At 66.4% G+C, this 15,739-nt stretch carries 18 protein-coding genes; 9 read left to right on the top strand and 9 right to left on the bottom strand.

Translation table 11 applies throughout. The annotated features are described in order from the left end of the window. The first annotated feature begins 6 nt into the window (after positions 1–6). Genes KF730_RS15500 through KF730_RS15490 form a run of 3 tightly spaced genes read left to right on the top strand, consistent with a single transcriptional unit; the run spans position 7 to position 2,866 of the window. Positions 7–930, top strand: a complete 924-nt coding sequence (locus KF730_RS15500; RefSeq protein WP_294098838.1) for a hemolysin family protein — start codon at positions 7–9, stop codon at positions 928–930. After that, positions 927–2,342, top strand: a complete 1,416-nt coding sequence (locus tag KF730_RS15495; RefSeq protein WP_294098836.1) for a sorbosone dehydrogenase family protein — start codon at positions 927–929, stop codon at positions 2,340–2,342. The genes KF730_RS15500 and KF730_RS15495 overlap by 4 nt, the downstream gene beginning before the upstream one ends. Positions 2,343–2,365: 23 nt before the next feature. Continuing rightward, the gene (locus KF730_RS15490) at positions 2,366–2,866 is read left to right on the top strand and encodes a hypothetical protein (protein WP_294098834.1); all 501 of its coding nucleotides are present in this window, start codon (positions 2,366–2,368) and stop codon (positions 2,864–2,866) included. A 3-nt stretch (positions 2,867–2,869) separates the two neighbouring features. Here KF730_RS15490 and KF730_RS15485 read toward each other — a convergent pair whose 3' ends face one another. Continuing rightward, positions 2,870–3,172, bottom strand: a complete 303-nt coding sequence (locus tag KF730_RS15485; RefSeq protein WP_294098832.1) for a polyhydroxyalkanoic acid system family protein — start codon at positions 3,170–3,172, stop codon at positions 2,870–2,872. Continuing rightward, positions 3,172–3,591 carry a VOC family protein gene (locus KF730_RS15480; RefSeq protein WP_294098831.1) on the bottom strand — a complete coding sequence of 140 codons (420 nt, stop codon included), beginning with the start codon at positions 3,589–3,591 and terminating at the stop codon, positions 3,172–3,174. Before KF730_RS15480 ends, KF730_RS15485 begins: the two co-directional genes overlap by 1 nt. 80 nt (positions 3,592–3,671) lie before the next feature. On the opposite strand from KF730_RS15480, the gene KF730_RS15475 reads away from it, so the two are divergent. From KF730_RS15475 to metK, 3 genes are all read left to right on the top strand, one after another. Continuing rightward, positions 3,672–4,133, top strand: a complete 462-nt coding sequence (locus KF730_RS15475; protein WP_294098829.1) for a hypothetical protein — start codon at positions 3,672–3,674, stop codon at positions 4,131–4,133. Beyond that, positions 4,130–5,677, top strand: coding sequence for an apolipoprotein N-acyltransferase (gene lnt, locus KF730_RS15470; protein ID WP_294098827.1), 1,548 nt, complete (start codon positions 4,130–4,132; stop codon positions 5,675–5,677). The genes KF730_RS15475 and lnt overlap by 4 nt, the downstream gene beginning before the upstream one ends. Before the next feature lie 72 nt (positions 5,678–5,749). After that, a complete protein-coding gene (gene metK / locus KF730_RS15465) occupies positions 5,750–6,961 on the top strand; it encodes a methionine adenosyltransferase (protein WP_294098825.1) in 1,212 nt (403 codons plus the stop codon). A gap of 176 nt (positions 6,962–7,137) precedes the next feature. Here the strand turns inward: metK and gdhA are convergent, their stop codons facing one another. After that, on the bottom strand, positions 7,138–8,481 hold the full coding sequence (gene gdhA, locus KF730_RS15460) for an NADP-specific glutamate dehydrogenase (RefSeq protein ID WP_294098823.1): 1,344 nt from the start codon (positions 8,479–8,481) through the stop codon (positions 7,138–7,140). Between the two features lie 172 nt (positions 8,482–8,653). On the opposite strand from gdhA, the gene KF730_RS15455 reads away from it, so the two are divergent. Beyond that, on the top strand, positions 8,654–9,334 hold the full coding sequence (locus KF730_RS15455; RefSeq protein ID WP_294098820.1) for a tRNA (guanine(46)-N(7))-methyltransferase TrmB: 681 nt from the start codon (positions 8,654–8,656) through the stop codon (positions 9,332–9,334). A 4-nt stretch (positions 9,335–9,338) separates the two neighbouring features. Here KF730_RS15455 and KF730_RS15450 read toward each other — a convergent pair whose 3' ends face one another. After that, positions 9,339–9,803, bottom strand: coding sequence for a thermonuclease family protein (locus tag KF730_RS15450; protein ID WP_294098818.1), 465 nt, complete (start codon positions 9,801–9,803; stop codon positions 9,339–9,341). 91 nt (positions 9,804–9,894) lie between these two features. Further along, positions 9,895–10,383 carry a cytochrome c gene (locus tag KF730_RS15445; protein WP_294098816.1) on the bottom strand — a complete coding sequence of 163 codons (489 nt, stop codon included), beginning with the start codon at positions 10,381–10,383 and terminating at the stop codon, positions 9,895–9,897. 125 nt (positions 10,384–10,508) lie between these two features. Between KF730_RS15445 and KF730_RS15440 the strand changes: the two genes are divergently transcribed. Next, a complete protein-coding gene (locus KF730_RS15440) occupies positions 10,509–10,697 on the top strand; it encodes a hypothetical protein (RefSeq protein WP_294098814.1) in 189 nt (62 codons plus the stop codon). A 27-nt stretch (positions 10,698–10,724) separates the two neighbouring features. On the opposite strand, the gene KF730_RS15435 is transcribed toward KF730_RS15440, so the two are convergent. From KF730_RS15435 to KF730_RS15425, 3 genes are all read right to left on the bottom strand, one after another. Continuing rightward, positions 10,725–11,165 carry a DUF2059 domain-containing protein gene (locus KF730_RS15435; RefSeq protein WP_294098811.1) on the bottom strand — a complete coding sequence of 147 codons (441 nt, stop codon included), beginning with the start codon at positions 11,163–11,165 and terminating at the stop codon, positions 10,725–10,727. Beyond that, on the bottom strand, positions 11,162–13,225 hold the full coding sequence (locus KF730_RS15430) for a S9 family peptidase (protein WP_294098810.1): 2,064 nt from the start codon (positions 13,223–13,225) through the stop codon (positions 11,162–11,164). The genes KF730_RS15435 and KF730_RS15430 overlap by 4 nt, the downstream gene beginning before the upstream one ends. Before the next feature lie 126 nt (positions 13,226–13,351). Beyond that, positions 13,352–14,107 carry an energy transducer TonB gene (locus tag KF730_RS15425; RefSeq protein WP_294098809.1) on the bottom strand — a complete coding sequence of 252 codons (756 nt, stop codon included), beginning with the start codon at positions 14,105–14,107 and terminating at the stop codon, positions 13,352–13,354. A gap of 123 nt (positions 14,108–14,230) precedes the next feature. On the opposite strand from KF730_RS15425, the gene KF730_RS15420 reads away from it, so the two are divergent. Next, entirely contained in the window at positions 14,231–14,566 is a 336-nt protein-coding gene (locus tag KF730_RS15420; protein ID WP_294098807.1) for a hypothetical protein, read from the top strand. Here KF730_RS15420 and KF730_RS15415 read toward each other — a convergent pair. Beyond that, positions 14,563–15,636 carry a DSD1 family PLP-dependent enzyme gene (locus KF730_RS15415; RefSeq protein ID WP_294098804.1) on the bottom strand — a complete coding sequence of 358 codons (1,074 nt, stop codon included), beginning with the start codon at positions 15,634–15,636 and terminating at the stop codon, positions 14,563–14,565. The two genes, KF730_RS15420 and KF730_RS15415, sit on opposite strands and share 4 nt — an antisense overlap. Positions 15,637–15,739 lie beyond the last annotated feature (103 nt).

The following is a 15,739-nucleotide window of genomic DNA, read 5'->3' as shown; positions in this document are numbered from 1 at the left end:
CGATCCATGCCCGAGGGCCAAAGTAGCACCGCCGACGCCGACACCAGCGAAGGCTCCAGTAGCAACGGCGGGATATGGCGATCTCTGCGCGCCCTGCTGTTCGGGGACGAGCAGGGCGAGACGCTGCGCGACAAGCTCGAGGACGCGATCGACGAGCATGAGGAGGATGGTGGCCGGGCTCCGGCGGGGGATCTCGCCCCGATCGAGCGCCAGATGCTGCGCAACCTCCTCCATTTCGGCGAGCGCGATGCCGGCGATGTCGGCGTGCCGCGCGCGGATATCATCGCCGTCGACGAGACCACCAGCTTCGCCGATCTCGTCGCGCTCTTCGCCGAGGCCGGCCACAGCCGCCTGCCGGTCTACAAGAACGCGCTCGATACCGTCACCGGCATGATTCACATCAAGGATGTGTTCGCGATCCTGTCGAGCGGCGCCGAGCATCCCAAGACGCTCGCCGGGCTGATCCGCCAGCCGCTCTATGTGCCGCAATCGATGGGTGCGCTCGATCTGCTCGCCCAGATGCGCTCGACCCGCACCCACCTCGCCATCGTCCTCGACGAATATTCGGGCACCGACGGACTGATCACCATCGAGGATCTGATCGAGGAGATCGTCGGCGAGATCGAGGACGAGCATGACGAGGCGCCCGCTGCCTTGCTGATCCCGATCGACGGCGGCGGCTGGGAGGCCGATGCCCGCGCCGAGCTCGAAGATGTCGGCGAGACGGTCGATCCGCGTCTCGCCGAGGTCGAGGAGGATGTCGAGACCATCGGCGGCCTCGCCTTCGTCCTCGCCGGGCATGTGCCGCAGGCCGGCGAATGCCTGGAACATGATAGCGGCTGGAAGCTTGAGATCGTCGATGCCGATGCGCGCCGGGTGACGCGGCTGCGGCTGCATCCACCCGAGAAAATGGCGGAGGCCGAAGAATGAAACCCTGGCTCAAGATCACCCTGTCGGCGCTGGCCGTGATCGTCGTCGCCGGCGGCGGCCTGATCTGGTGGATGACGCGCCCCGATATCGCCCGCGTCGCCGAGCTCGACACCACCGGCCGCGCGCCGAAGATGACCGAGACGCGCACCCAGAACTTCCCGACCATCAATATCGCCAAGGCGACCGGCTGGGAGAATGGCGGCAAGCCGGTTGCGGCCGCCGGGCTGCAAGTCGCCGCGTTTGCCGACAAGCTCGATCATCCGCGCTCGCTATACCGGCTGCCCAATGGCGACGTGCTGGTCGCCGAAGCCAATTCGCCGCCGCGCGAGGGTGGTGGGATCACCGGCTGGGTGATGGGGATGATGATGAAAAAGGCCGGCGCCGGCGTGCCCTCGGCCAATCGCATCACCCTGCTGCGCGACACCAATGGTGACGGCGTCGCCGATCAGCGCTCGGTGCTGCTCGACGCGGCGAATGGCCTCAACTCGCCCACCGGCATGGCGCTGGTCGGCGACTGGCTCTATGTCGCCAATACCGACGCGCTGGTCCGCTACCCGTTCAAGCCGGGCGAGACCCGGATCACCGCCAAGCCCGAGAAGATCTTCGCCTTGGCCGGCGGCGGCAATCACTGGGCGCGCAACCTGCTCGCCTCCACCGATGGCAAGAACCTGTTCGTCGCGGTCGGCTCGTCGTCCAACATCGCCGAGAACGGCATCGAGGCCGAAGGCGAGGCGCTCTACGCCACCAACGGCCTGCCCTCGCAAATGGCCAGGCTCGGCGGCGCCACTCGCGGCGCCCGCGCCGCGATCCTCGAGATCAATCCCGAGACGAAGACCGGGCGCGTCTACGCCTGGGGCTTGCGCAATCCCAATGCGATGGCGTTCGAGCCCAAATCGGGCGCCCTGTGGACCGTGGTCAACGAGCGCGACATGCTCGGCTCGGACATGCCACCCGATTATCTGACGCAGGTCGATATGGGCGCCTTCTATGGCTGGCCGTGGAATTATTGGGGCGGATATGAGGATGTCCGCGTCGAGCCACGCCGTCCCGATCTGCGCCAATATACCCGCCGTCCCGATTTCGCGCTCGGCTCGCACACCGCCCCGCTCGGGCTGGTCTTCGCCAGCGAGGCCAGGCTCGGCGGCACCTTCGCCAATGGCGCGTTCGTCAGCCTCCACGGCTCATGGAACCGCGAGCCGGTCACCGGTTACAAGCTCGTCTATGTGCCCTTCGGCGATCACGGCTATCCCGCCGCGGGCGCTAAGCCGATCGACCTGCTCACCGGCTTTCTCGGCAAGGACGGCAAGACCGCGATGGGCCGCCCGGTCGGCCTGATCACCGACGCGACCGGCGCGCTGCTCGTCGCCGACGATGTCGGCAACACGATCTGGCGCGTCAGCGCTGCCCGGTAACGCAATCAAAAGGGGGAAAACAGATGATCCGCAGCGCACTCCTGCTCGCCGCCACGGCCCTGCTGGGCAACACGCAGCCGCCTGACGATCCCGCCGCGCTCACCGACTGCATCCTCGGCTATGCGCAGCAGGCGGCCACTGCCGCCAAGCTCGATGCGTTTCGCACCCGCCCCGGCGACCTGATGACGGCCGAGAAGGACGAGGTCACCGACTATGACGCCAGCGGCCTGCTGGCGCTCGACGTCACGCCGACCAAATTCAGCGTCAACGACATTCTCGACAAGGGGCTGGAGGAACATCGTTTCATCGCCACGCTGGACATGCCCTATCCCCAGGCGCGCGCGGCGCTGATCGCGCGGATGGACCGCGAGTGCGACCACGACAACACCGGCATCGTCAAATCCTGCTTCTTCGATCTGCCGCGGGATGACGCCTCAGGTTTCGACATGTCCTTGTCGATCCGCCGCGTGAACCTTCAGGAAAGCCAGCTGATCTGCCGCTATAGCCGCAAGACCGGCGGCTGACCGCTACTTAAGCAGCGCGGTGGCCTTGGTCGCCAGCTTGTCGCGGATCTTGCCGGCGAACAGCGCCAGCATCGGCGGCAGATCGACCTCGGCATGGACCCGGTCGTCGAACACCTCCAGCCGGCTGGCGATCGTCTGACCCATCGCGCTCAGCGTGAAATGCAGCGTGTCGCCGTCCCAGCGCTGTTCGAGATGCCCGCCGCCGGGAAACATCTCGGTGAGCTTGCCGACCCCGCCCGCGATCCGGCCGCGCGCCGCCTCGCGCCCGAGCTTGTGCGGGATATCGACCTTGACCGGCTCAGTCATCAGCGCGCGAACAACATGTCATCATCGGCAAACGCCTTGAACTCCAATGCGTTGCCGCTGGGGTCGCGAAAGAACATCGTCGCCTGCTCGCCGGTCTGGCCCTTGAAGCGGATATGCGGCGCGATCCCGAAGGTCACGCCCGCCGCCTCGACCCGCGCGGCCAGCTTCTCCCAATCGGCCATGGTCAGCACCACCCCGAAATGCGGCACCGGCACGTGATGCCCGTCGACCTCGTTCGCCACCGCCGCCAGCTTGGCGTCGGCATCGAGATGCGCGACGATCTGATGGCCGAACAGATCGAAGTCGATCCAGTGATCCGACGAGCGCCCCTCGGAACAGCCCATCACCCCGCCATAGAAGGCGCGCGCCGCGGCGAGATCGTGGACGGGGAATGCGAGGTGGAACGGACGAATGGCCATGCCGTCCAGCCTAGCCGGGCGCTTGACCGGGCACCACCCGGCATGGGAGGGCTGGCGCGATTGCTCGCAGGGGATTTCCGATGCTTCTTCGCCTTCCGTTGATCCTGTTGCTGCCCGCCGTGCTCGGTGCCGCGCCCATGCCGTCCAACGCGGATGGCAACGCGCTGCTCGAATGCCGCCAGACCCGCGAAGGCGCGGACACGGTGCGAAAGACGCTCAAGGAGATCAGCCATTCCGGCAGCCCGGGCGGGTACGAATATATATATGACGTGTCGAAGCTGCGCCCGTTCGGCACCACCAAGCCGCGCTTGATCCTCACCCAATATGAAAACCAGTACGGCTCGCTCGATTCCTATTCGGTGGTTTTGAACGGCCAGTATCCGGCGGTGCTCAAGAAGCTTCTGGCGTTTCACGGGCGCAGCGCCTGCGAGAAGAGCGTCGGGCAGACCTGCTCGTTCTCGGCAGGCGAAACCGAGGTGGAGCTGGCGGTGAATGCCCGCAAGGAACTGGTGCTGACCTGCAATTACGAAGAAGATAATTGATCCGTTATCCGCGGGCCGCGGCGCTTGTTGCCGGCCTGATTTCCGCCACTGGCTTCGCGCCGCTGTCGCTGTGGCCGGTCGCACTGATCTGCTTCGCGGTGCTGCTCTGGCTCGTCCACGAAGCGCCCAGCCTCAAATCGGCGCTGCTGCGCGGCTGGCTGTTCGGCGTAGGGCATTTCACGCTCGGCAATAACTGGATTCAGCACGCCTTCGATTATCAGGACAAGATGCCGCCCGCGCTCGGCTATTTCGCGGTGGTCCTGCTCGCGCTCTATCTCGCAATCTATCCGGCGATGGCGGCCGGCCTGGCATGGCGCTTCCGTGGCGTGAAGCCCGATCTGCCCTTCATCCTCGCCGCCGCCGCCGCGTGGATCGCCACCGAATATCTGCGCGGAACGATGTTCACCGGCTATCCGTGGAACCCGCTCGGGGTGATCTGGGTGCCGACCTATGTCGCCGGGCTCGCCGCCTGGATCGGCACCTATGCTTTGTCCGGCGTCACCATTATCGTGACCGGAGCTTTGTATCTGGCGGCACGCAGGAATTACCGCCCGCTTTTGAGTATAGCGGTCATTGCGGTCCCCATCGTGGCAGTGGGTTGGCTCAACACGTTCGACATTCAGCAAACCAAGCCGAACAATTGGGTCGAGCCTCCCCATGTCCGCGTCGTCCAGCCCAATGTCGGCCAGGAGCAATGGGCCGATCCCGACGCGGCGCAAAAGATACTCGCCAGGCTGGTCGCGGGCAGCGGCACCCCCGGCGCGATCCCCCGCCTGGTCGTCTGGCCCGAGGGCATGGTCGATTATTATGTCGAGGACGGCTATCCGGACCGCCGCTTCTATTACAAAGGCGATCCGCGCTGGGTGCGCGGCAACATCGCCGCGATCCTCGGCCCGAGGGACATGGCGCTGATCGGCGGCAACGCCCTGTTCTTCGATCGGGATGCGAAGCTCGGCGGCGCGGGCAATTCGGTGTGGGCGGTCGATCCGGCCGGCATGCTCGGGCGCCGCTACGACAAGGCGCACTTGGTACCCTTTGGCGAATATCTGCCGATGCGCCCGCTGCTTGAGCCGCTCGGCCTCGCCCGACTCGTCATGGGCGATATCGATTTCATCGCCGGCCCCGGCCCCGCCGCGATTCCCGTCCCCGGCTTCGGCAATATCGGTGTCGCGGTCTGCTACGAGATCATCTTCTCCGGCTCGATCGTCGATCGCGATCACCGCCCGGACCTGTTGTTCAACCCGTCCAACGATGCCTGGTTCGGCACATGGGGCCCACCCCAGCATCTCGCCCAGGCGCGTCTCCGCGCGATCGAGGAAGGGCTGCCGATCCTGCGCGCCACCCCCACCGGCATCTCGGCGGTGATCGATGCGCACGGGCGGCTGCTCGGCACCGTTCCCGCCGGACAGGAAGGCGCGATCGAGGTGCCGCTGCCCGCGCCGCTGTCGCCGACCCTGTTCGCCCGGCTCGGCAATCTCCTCGCCCTCGCGGTGGCGCTGCTGTTCGTCGCTTCGGCGATTGCGCTGCGCCGCAACCCCCGCTAGGAGGCACATATAAGGAAAGCTTTATATGGCATGGCAACGGCCGGCTTTCCCTCCACGCCGTAGAGGAAAATCATGCGTTCCAATTATCTCTTCACGTCCGAATCGGTTTCGGAAGGCCATCCCGACAAGGTCTCCGACCAGATTTCCGACGCCATCGTCGATCTGTTCCTGAGCAAGGATCCCGAGGCGCGCATCGCCTGCGAGACGCTCACCACCACCCAGCTCGTCGTCCTCGCCGGTGAAATCCGCGGGCGCGGCATCATGGACGAAGCCGGCAACTGGGCGCCGGGCGTCAAGGAAGAGGTCGAGAAGACCGTCCGCGATACCGTCAAGCGCATCGGCTACGAGCAGGACGGCTTCCACTGGCAGACGCTCCGCTTCGAGAACAACCTGCATCCGCAGTCGGCGCATATCGCCCAGGGCGTGGACGCTTCGGGCAACAAGGACGAAGGCGCCGGCGACCAGGGCATCATGTTCGGCTTCGCCTGCGACGAGACCGCCGACCTGATGCCGGCGACGCTCGATTACAGCCACAAGATCCTCGAGGCGATGGCCGCCGACCGCCATTCGGGCGCGGCCCCGTTCCTCGAGCCCGACACCAAGAGCCAGGTCACGCTGCGCTTCGAAGACGGCAAGCCGGTCGCCGCCACCGCGATCGTCGTCTCGACCCAGCACGGCAAGGGCTATGACGAGGGCGACAAGGAAGCCGAGCTTCACGATTATGTGAAGGGCGTGATCGCCAAGGTGATCCCGGCCGATCTGCTGAGCGACGAGACCGTCTATCACATCAACCCGACCGGCTCGTTCGAGATCGGCGGACCCGATGGCGACGCCGGCCTCACCGGCCGCAAGATCATCGTCGATACCTATGGCGGTGCGGCCCCGCACGGCGGCGGCGCGTTCAGCGGCAAGGACCCGACCAAGGTCGACCGTTCGGCGGCGTACATCACCCGCTATCTCGCCAAGAACATCGTCGCCGCCGGCCTTGCCAAGCGCTGCACGATCCAGCTGGCGTATGCGATCGGGGTGTCGAAGCCGCTGTCGCTGTATGTCGATACCCACGGCACCGGCACCGTCGCCGACGACAGGATCGAAGCCGCGATCCAGAGCATCGGCAAGCTCGGCGGCATGACCCCGCGCGGCATCCGCACGCATCTGGGGCTCAACAAGCCGATCTATGCGCGCACCGCCGCATATGGTCACTTCGGCCGCAAGGCCGAGGGTGACTTCTTCCCCTGGGAGAAGACCGACCTGGTCGAGGATCTGAAGGCCGCTCTAGCCTGATCTTCGGATAGCGAACAAAAACGGCCGGGAGTGCATCGCGCTCCCGGCCGTTTTTGTTTGCGATGCCGTGGGCCATCGCTTTGCCATTTCCACAAACAGCCCCGCGGCGATCGCCTTCCGTGGTCAACTCGCCCTGCGCGGGAGACCATGAGGCTGACCGAATTCCGCGAACGCGCTCAGATCACGCCCTGCGCCAACATCGCATCCGCAACCTTAACGAAGCCCGCAATGTTTGCGCCGTTGACATAGCTGATCGTGCCATCCGGCCGCGCGCCATAGTTGAGGCAGGCATTATGAATGCCGCGCATGATCTCCAACAGGCGCGCATCGACTTCCTCACGCGGCCAGGACAGGCGCATCGCGTTCTGGCTCATCTCCAGCCCCGAAGTCGCGACCCCGCCGGCGTTGCTGGCCTTGCCCGGTCCGAACAAAACGCCCGCAGCTTCGAAAGCATCCACCGCCGCTGCGGTCGACGGCATGTTGGCGCCTTCCGCCACGCAGATGGCTCCGTTTGCGATCATCGCCTTGGCCGCATCGCCATCCAGTTCATTCTGAGTCGCGCAGGGCAAGGCGACGTCGCACGGCACCACCCAAGGCTTGATCCCCGCTTCGAAGCGCGCGCCAGTGCGCTCGGCATAGTCGCTCACGCGACCATAGAAATTATTCTTCACATCCTGGAGCACCGCCAGCTTGTCGGGCGTAAAGCCGTCGGGCTCGATGATCGTACCGCTCGAATCGGACGCGGTGACGACGATTGCGCCCAGCTCCATCGCCTTTTCGATCGCATATTGCGCGACGTTGCCCGAACCGGAGACCGCGACGCGCAGCCCTTCCAGCGAGCGGCCCGAATGCAGCAGCATCTCCTGCGCGAAATATACGGTGCCATAGCCGGTCGCCTCCGGTCGGATCAGCGAGCCGCCAAAGCTGAGCCCCTTGCCGGTGAACACGCAGTCCGAGCGATTGGTCAGCTTCTTGATCATGCCTGCCATGAAGCCGACTTCGCGCGCGCCCACGCCAATGTCGCCTGCCGGCACATCGGTATCCGATCCGACATGGCGGAACAGTTCGCTGGCGAATGCCTGGCAGAAGCGCATCACCTCGCCCGGGCTCTTGCCCTTGGGGTCGAAATCGCTGCCACCCTTGCCGCCGCCCATCGGCAGCGTGGTCAGCGCGTTCTTGAAGGTCTGCTCAAAGGCCAGGAACTTGAGCACCGACAGATCGACCGTGGGGTGGAAGCGTATCCCGCCCTTATATGGCCCGATCGCCGAGCTGTGCTGGATCCGGTAGCCGCGATTGACATGCGTATCGCCGCGATCATCCACCCAGGAGACGCGGAAGATGATCACGCGCTCGGGCTCCACCAGCCGATCGAGCAGCGCATGCTCAGCATAGCGCGGATTGCGCCGCACATAGGGCCAGATGCTGTGGAGGACTTCGGTCACGGCTTGCATGAATTCGGCCTGCCCCGGATTGCGGGCAGCGATCGACTGAAGGTGATCGTTCAGATTGGTATTGGGCACCGCGACTCCGTTCGTACTTTTCGCATTGCCCTAGAATGTGAGCACGTAATCAAGCCAGATAATTTCATTATCGAGCGTGTATAGGATACTTTCCTACTGCGAAGCTCGGGATAGATCGCCCGGCCTCGCCCCGCGCTTGCGCTTCGCGCGGCGAGCGCTACGGACCGCGACGATGAACGATCCCACCACCATCCGCCGCCTCTACGGCCGCAGCACCGGGCGCAAGCTCCGCATCGGCCAGGCCGGACTGGTCGAGGATCTGCTGCCGCGAGTCAGCGTGCCGGAGGAAGGCCCGGTCGATGCGCGAACGCTGTTTGGCGAGGATCGCCCGCTCGAATTCGAGATCGGCTTCGGCGCCGGCGAGCATCTCGCCGGGCAGGCCGCCGCCCGCCCCGATCACGGCTTTATCGGCTGCGAACCCTTCCTCAACGGCGTCGTCGGCGCGCTGATGCACATCCGCGATCGGGACCTCGACAATGTCCGCCTCCATATGGGCGACGCGCTGGAAATATTGGAGCGGGTGCCGGACGAGAGCCTCGACCGGCTCTATCTGCTCCATCCCGATCCGTGGCGGAAGGCGCGCCATGCCAAGCGCCGCATGGTCAATCACGGCCCGCTCGACATGATCCACGCCAAGCTCAAGCCCGGCGCCGAGTTCCGCCTCGGCACCGACGATCCGACCTACTGCCACTGGTCGATGATGGTGATGAACCAGCGCCGCGACTTCGAATGGCAGGCCAGGACCGCCGCCGATTTCCTCACCCGTCCCGCCGACTGGCCAGAGACCCGCTACGAACGCAAGGCCCGCAAGGCCGGCCGCGAGGTCTGGTATTTCCGCTACACGCGGGTCTGAGCGCCTAGCACCATGGCTGGCGCCGCCCCGTCCAGCGCCGCGCCAGCCCTTCGCTGACCAGTTGCGCGCCCAGGGACTTTCCATCACGCGTCACGATCCTGAGCGCGCGGCCATATTGGTCGGTGTCGCGATCGGCCGTGACCAGCGTCACCGGCCCCGCGTTCAGCAACGCCCGCAGCCGCTGCGTCGCGGCATTGCCGAGCCGCTCTTCCTCGGCGCAGCGCGGCGGATGCGTCTCGGGCGCGTCAATATCGGCGACGCGGATCTTGGTGCCGTCCATCCAGAAGGTGTCGCCATCGACGACGCAGTCGATGCCGCCGCCGCTATGGCAAAAGCCGAACGTCCGCGCGGCGGCTGTCTCCGCCGCGCCGTGCGGAGCCATCACCGGCATCTCGCCATGCGGCGTGGCCAATAGCCAGCCGCCCGCGGCGGCAGCGGCGATGAGCAGTCCTTCGAGCACGTAGCGCATGCCCGCGACTCTGCCGCCGCACGGCTAACAAAAGGTGTGCGGTCGCCTCCGCTGTGGAGGTTTCGGGGCCGAGATGCGCCGGTTTCGGACCCTATTTCGCGCTCGGCTTGCGATAGGCGTCGTGACAGGCGCCGCACGTCTTACCCACCACCGCCCATTGCGCGGCGAAGCCGGGCTTGTCGCCGGCCTTGGCCAGATCGGCGAGCTTGCCCGCCGCTTCGGCATAGGCCGCGGCCTTCGCCTCGAAGCCGGCGCGGTCGCTCCAGATCGCCGGCAGCGCTTCGGACGCCTCGGAGACGCTTCCCGCCGGGAACATTCCCGGCAGCGCCGCCGCCCAGCGCGCCAGCCCGCGCGCGGCAAAGGCCTGGCTTTTCACATCGTCGCCGCGGTCGATCGCGCCCTTCATCCCGCCGAATACCCCCGCCGAGAGCAGGAACGCCGCCTTGCGGCCGGCTATCACCTCGTCCCTGGCGTCGAGCGTAACGGCGTTGCCGCCGCGCGCCGAAGCCCCGCTGCCGGTCGCCACCGCCGAACCGAGCAGCACCGCCGCACCCGCCAGAGCCAGAGTCGTCGTACGCATGCGCCCTCTCCTGTGATTTGCGCGCAGGCTACGCCTTCGCGGCACGGGCGGCAATCGCATCCAATCGTCTCCGTTTCGGAGACACTTGCCGCCAAAACGGAGCTTGCCGGGCCTATGTTCGGCGGATGCCCGAAGGTTCGCCGCCGAAAATCGAATATGCCTGCGAGCGCTGCGGCGGCGTCGCCGTCACCCGTGACGCCTGGGCCGAATGGCATGTGCCGCTCCAGGTCTGGACACTCAGCGAAGTGTTCGACTTCGCCTTTTGCCACCAATGCCACCGCGAGACCCGGCTGGTCGAACGCGGCACCAACTAGCGCGGTACCAGCTAGCGCCCGGCTACCTTATTGCGCGCACCCCTTGCCGGCCCTGGCGCAAAACGCCTTGCGCGTGTCGCCCTTGAAATCGAGCGCGCCGACCTCGGTCATCGCCGCCGCGATCACCCCCGGCGTCGCCGCCCGCCAGCGCTTGCCCGCCTCGCTCTCGTTGAAGGCGACGAGCACACGCAAATCCTCGATCGAGAGCTTCTCGGCATATGCCCGCCCGGTCGCGGTCATCAGCCGCTCGACGCCCGCCTTGCCCTGCTCGGCCGCCGCGGCGCGCAGTCCCGCCTTGTCGGCGTCGCTCCAGTCGGGATGCTCGGCGACCAGCTCCTCGGTCTCCTGCGCGATCTTCATCGGCAGCAGCGCCGCCAGCGTGCCGCTTTCGGCCAGCCGCGTCCCGAGCGCCAGCGCCTCGGGCGTCGGATCGGGCGCGAGCAGCGCCAGCGCGTAGAGCAGGATCATTCCTCGACTCCCAATTGCCAGAGGATGAACGCCATCTCGTCGGCGGCTTCCTTCAGGCTTTCCCACCGCCCCGATTTGCCGCCATGCCCCGCGCCCATATTGGTCTTGAGCAGCAGGACATTGTCGTCGGTCTTGGTCGCGCGCAGCCTGGCGGCCCATTTGGCCGGTTCCCAATAGGTGACGCGCGGATCGTTCAGCCCGCCCGAGATGAACATCGGCGGATAGTCCTGCGCCTTGACGTTGTCGTACGGCGAGTATCCCCGGATCAGCGCGAACGCGGCTGGGTCCTCGATCGGATTGCCCCATTCGGGCCATTCGCCGGGGGTCAGCGGCAGCTCCGCGTCGAGCATCGTGTTGAGCACATCGACGAACGGCACGTCGGCGACCACCGCCCCCCACAGATCGGGATCGCTATTGACCACCGCCCCCATCAACTCGCCTCCCGCCGAGCGGCCGGCGATGGCGATCCCGCCCTTGTGGGTGAAGCCGCGCGCGATCAGCCCCTTCGCGACATCGACGAAATCGTTGAAGGTGTTGGCGCGCTTGTCGAGCTTGCCGTCGAGATACCATTGCTGGCCCAGATCGTCGCCGCCGCGGATATGGGCGATGGCGAAGGCCATGCCACGGTCGAGGAACGACATCCGGCTGGTCGAAAAGCCCGGCGGGATCGCATAGCCATAGGCGCCATAGGCGTAGAGATAGAGCTTGCCCGATCCGTCCTTCGGAAAGTCCCTGGGATAGACGATCGACACCGGCACTTGCGTTCCGTCACGCGCCGCGATCTTCAACCGCTCGGTGCGGTATTTCGAGCCGTCATAGCCGCTCGGAATTTCCTGAACCTTGAGCGTTTCCAGCGCGCCGGTCGCGACATCATAGTCATACACCGTCCCCGGCGTGACCATCGACTCATACCCCAGCCGCAGCTTGTCGATCGCATATTCGGGATTGTCCCCGGTCCCCGCGACATAGCTCGCCTCGGGGAATTTCAGCCGCACCGGGGCGATGCTCGGATCGTAACGGTGCAGTTCGACCTGATCGAGCCCGTCCTCACGCCCCTCGACGATGAAGAAATCGGCGAAGCACTCGATTCCCGTCATGTAGAAATGCTTCGAGGGCGCGATCCGCTCGCGCCATTCGCCGGGATTGTTGACCGGCGCCGTCACCAGCCGCCACATCGGGTCGACATCGTTGGTGTGGATGAAGAGGGTGCCGTCATGTTCATCGACGTCATATTCGCGCCCGGTCTGGCGCGGCGCGACCATCCTCAGCGGCGCGGCGGGATCGTCGGCGGGCAGCAGATAGACTTCGCTGGTGACATGGTCCCCGGTCGAGATCAGCAGCCACTTGCGCGACTGGGTCTCGCCGACCGCGACGCGGTAGCCCTCGTCCGCTTCCCTGAACAGCTCGACATCGGCCTCGATCGGCTCGCCCAGCTTGTGCCAGCGGGCATTGTCGGTCCGCCACTGCTCGTTGGCGAGGCCGTAGAGAAACCCCTTCGAGTCCGCGGTCCATACGATCTCGGAAAGCATCCCCGGGATCGTATCCGGCAGCAGCGCGCCGCTCTCCAGATCCTTGATACGGACCTCGAACCGCTCCGAGCCATTATCGTCCACCGCATAGGCCAGCCAGCGCCCGTCGGGGCTCACCGCCGCCGCGCCCAGCCGGAAATATTCCTTGCCCTCGGCCAGCACCGGCTCGTCGAGGATAAGCTGGTCCGCGCCGCCGTTCACATGCCGCCGCCAGTGCCGCGGATATTCGCCGCCGGTCTCGTAGTCGGTCCAGTAGAGCCAGTCGCCGTCCTTTTGCGGCACGGTCGATTCGTCTTCCTTGATCCGCCCGCGCATCTCCTTGAACAGCGTCTCGGAAAGCGGCTTGTGCGGGGCCATCACCGCTTCGAAATAGGCATTCTCTTCGTCGAGATAGGCCAGCACGTCCTTGTCGGTGACATTGGGATAGCCCGGGTCCTTGAGCCACGCCCAGGGATCGTCGATCTTCACATTATGCGCGGTAAAGCTGTGCGGGCGGGTCGCCGCGACGGGCGGCTTGGGGGCATCGGTCATGCGCCGTCCTTACCGTAGGACTCAGCGCTGTCGAAACAATGTTCTCCTGCGAAAGCAGGAGCCCAGGATTACCGAGCACATCGCTTGCGAACCTGGGCTGCTGCCTTCGCAGGAGAACTGAACCTATCAATCCTCCGGCCGCGACCGCCGCTCCTTCTCGGGATCGTCATACAGCTCCCACACCTGCTCGCCGGTCACGGTATCGGCATAGGGCTTGCCGCTGGCATCGCGGCTCGGCGCGTAGCGGAACCGCTGCTGGATCAGCCGGCACGTCACCTCGTCCAGAGCCGCGCTCCCGCTCGAGCGCGTCACCCGGCAATCGCTGACGCGGCCATTGACGCCGACCGTGAAGCGCAGCCCGACCGTGCCTTGTTGCCCTGCATCGATCGCCGCGCGCGGATAGTCGCGATTGTCGATCCGTCCTTTCAGCAGCCGCAGCACCGTGCCGCCGCCGCCGCCCGGCCCATTGCCCGCTCCGCCGCTGCCGGTGCCGTCGCCCGCGCCGCCGGCACCCGTTCCGGGCCCGGCCACCGGCACCGCGCCCTGTGACGCATCCGGCCCCTGCATAGGAGTGGGTGCGGCGGACATCACCGGCGGCGCGGGCAGCACCGGCGGTGGCGCCGCCACTTCTGTCGCGCGCGATTCGAGATTGGGCGGCGCGGCCTGGCCTTCCTCGCGCGGCTTGGGATCGGAGGGCCGCTCGGGCTCGACCTCGGGCGGCGGCGGCTCGACCGTGAAATCCATCACCGGCAGCGCGCGCGCCTCCTTCGGCACGATCCGCACGCCCAGGCCCTGGATCAACAGCGCCAGCAACAGGCCCTGTATCGTCAGGGCGCCGGCGGCGCTCAGCCAGCGGCTGCGGGAATCGATACGCGCATACATGGACATTGAATGCGCGCGGGCGCCCATCCGATCCCATGAACGGCAGGTTGTTTCAGGTTCATGCAACTTGTCGGGCGCGACCCGGTTTTAACCCACATCAGTTTACAACAAGGGAAGACTGTCATGCGTAAGACCATCCTCAGCCTCGCCGCCTTCGCCGTCGCGGTTCCCGTCGGTGTATCCCTGCCGACCGATTCCGCGCAGGCGCAGTCGCGATCGTCGCGCTATTATGCCGGCACCAATTATTCGAAGGCGCGCTACATCAAGAAGTGCCGCCGCTCGCCGGGTACGGCGGGCCTGATCGCGGGCGGCGTCGCCGGTGCGGTCGCAGGTCCGGCGATCGTCGGCGGCGGTCTGCTCGGCACGGTCGTCGGCGGTGTCGGCGGCGCCCTTGGCGGCCGCGCCATCGATCGCACCATCACCGCCAAGCAGCGCTGCTATTATATTCGCCGCCGCTAGGCCGAACGTCCCCGGGCGGTAACCGCCCAGCGCTCCGCGACCGCATCGCCGCTCACGATCCAATAGTGATCATAGAGATTGACGGTGGGGTCGCAGTGCGGCGGGATCAGCGTCACGCGTCCCGCCAGCCCCGGCAGTTCATCGCCGATCAGCGCGCCCTGCTCATCGCCCATGAACGCATAGCGCCCCTTGGCGCCCCGCCACACCACCGGCACGCCGGCATCGGCGGCGAACGCTTTCAATCCCGCATCGATCGTCACCCGCCCCGGCGTATTGGCGCTGACCACCGTCGAATCGACGAACAGCGCCGGCTCGAACGCCGGCCCGGCCAGCTCGCAATCGCGATATTCGCGGTCGAGGAAGATATAGCTGCCGGCCTGCAGCTCGCTCAGCACCCCCAGCTCGGCATCGATCGCGAAGCTGCCGGTGCCGCCTCCGGTCACCACCGGCACGGCGATTCCCGCTTCATCCAGCGCATCCAGCACCGTCCGCAGATAGGCGGACCTCTCCGCCAGCACCGCCCGGCGATCGGCGGCAAGCGTGATGTGCTGCTCCGAACCGCAATAGAATTGCACCCCGCCGATCGCCCCGATTATCCGCGCCACCGCCACCGCCGCCTCCGGCGAAGTCACCCCCGTCCGGTGCGCGCCCGGATCGACATCGACGAACAGCGCCGCGCCGCACCCGGCCAGCGCCCGGACATTGTCGGGATGATCGACCACCACCGACAGCGTGATCTTCGCCGCCAGCGTGGTCAGCCGCGCGATCCCGCCGGCGGTCACCACCGGCGAAGTCAGGTGGATATCGCTGATGCCTTCCGCCGCCAGCGCTTCGGCTTCGCCCAGCTTCGCGCAGCAAATCCCCACCGCCCCCGCCGCGATCTGCCGCCGCGCGATCTCCGCCGACTTGTGCGTCTTGGCATGCGGCCGGAGCTTCAGCCCCCGCTCCACCGCAAAGGCCGCCATCGCCGCGATGTTGCGGTCCATCGCCGCCGCATCGAGAACAAGGGCGGGCGTGGCCAGGTCGCCGCGCGGAAAGGGCTGGAAGGACATCGTCGCGCGATAGCGCATCAACCGGCCTCTGTCCTACAGCGCCTCGATCTGCCAGAAGTGCGGCCATGAAGGAATCGCCTCGCCGCGAATGTTGAGTCCCTCGAAAACACTAAACTTCCTC

Origin of the sequence: Sphingomonas sp., assembly GCF_019635515.1 — a bacterium.
Taxonomy (GTDB): Bacteria; Pseudomonadota; Alphaproteobacteria; order Sphingomonadales; family Sphingomonadaceae; genus Sphingomonas.
Note: the sequence above shows the minus strand (reverse complement) of the source record. Positions and strands in the feature narration are given on the sequence as shown.

What these genes read in the sequence shown, in the direction of transcription:
- KF730_RS15500 (WP_294098838.1), top strand. Translation starts at nt 7, where the DNA reads ATGCCCGAGGGCCAAAGTAGCACCGCCGACGCCGACACCAGCGAAGGC.
- KF730_RS15495 (WP_294098836.1), top strand. Translation starts at nt 927, where the DNA reads ATGAAACCCTGGCTCAAGATCACCCTGTCGGCGCTGGCCGTGATCGTC.
- KF730_RS15490 (WP_294098834.1), top strand. Translation starts at nt 2,366, where the DNA reads ATGATCCGCAGCGCACTCCTGCTCGCCGCCACGGCCCTGCTGGGCAAC.
- KF730_RS15485 (WP_294098832.1), bottom strand. Translation starts at nt 3,172, where the DNA reads ATGACTGAGCCGGTCAAGGTCGATATCCCGCACAAGCTCGGGCGCGAG.
- KF730_RS15480 (WP_294098831.1), bottom strand. Translation starts at nt 3,591, where the DNA reads ATGGCCATTCGTCCGTTCCACCTCGCATTCCCCGTCCACGATCTCGCC.
- KF730_RS15475 (WP_294098829.1), top strand. Translation starts at nt 3,672, where the DNA reads ATGCTTCTTCGCCTTCCGTTGATCCTGTTGCTGCCCGCCGTGCTCGGT.
- metK (WP_294098825.1), top strand. Translation starts at nt 5,750, where the DNA reads ATGCGTTCCAATTATCTCTTCACGTCCGAATCGGTTTCGGAAGGCCAT.
- KF730_RS15455 (WP_294098820.1), top strand. Translation starts at nt 8,654, where the DNA reads ATGAACGATCCCACCACCATCCGCCGCCTCTACGGCCGCAGCACCGGG.
- KF730_RS15450 (WP_294098818.1), bottom strand. Translation starts at nt 9,803, where the DNA reads ATGCGCTACGTGCTCGAAGGACTGCTCATCGCCGCTGCCGCCGCGGGC.
- KF730_RS15445 (WP_294098816.1), bottom strand. Translation starts at nt 10,383, where the DNA reads ATGCGTACGACGACTCTGGCTCTGGCGGGTGCGGCGGTGCTGCTCGGT.
- KF730_RS15440 (WP_294098814.1), top strand. Translation starts at nt 10,509, where the DNA reads ATGCCCGAAGGTTCGCCGCCGAAAATCGAATATGCCTGCGAGCGCTGC.
- KF730_RS15435 (WP_294098811.1), bottom strand. Translation starts at nt 11,165, where the DNA reads ATGATCCTGCTCTACGCGCTGGCGCTGCTCGCGCCCGATCCGACGCCC.
- KF730_RS15430 (WP_294098810.1), bottom strand. Translation starts at nt 13,225, where the DNA reads ATGACCGATGCCCCCAAGCCGCCCGTCGCGGCGACCCGCCCGCACAGC.
- KF730_RS15425 (WP_294098809.1), bottom strand. Translation starts at nt 14,107, where the DNA reads ATGTATGCGCGTATCGATTCCCGCAGCCGCTGGCTGAGCGCCGCCGGC.
- KF730_RS15420 (WP_294098807.1), top strand. Translation starts at nt 14,231, where the DNA reads ATGCGTAAGACCATCCTCAGCCTCGCCGCCTTCGCCGTCGCGGTTCCC.
- KF730_RS15415 (WP_294098804.1), bottom strand. Translation starts at nt 15,636, where the DNA reads ATGCGCTATCGCGCGACGATGTCCTTCCAGCCCTTTCCGCGCGGCGAC.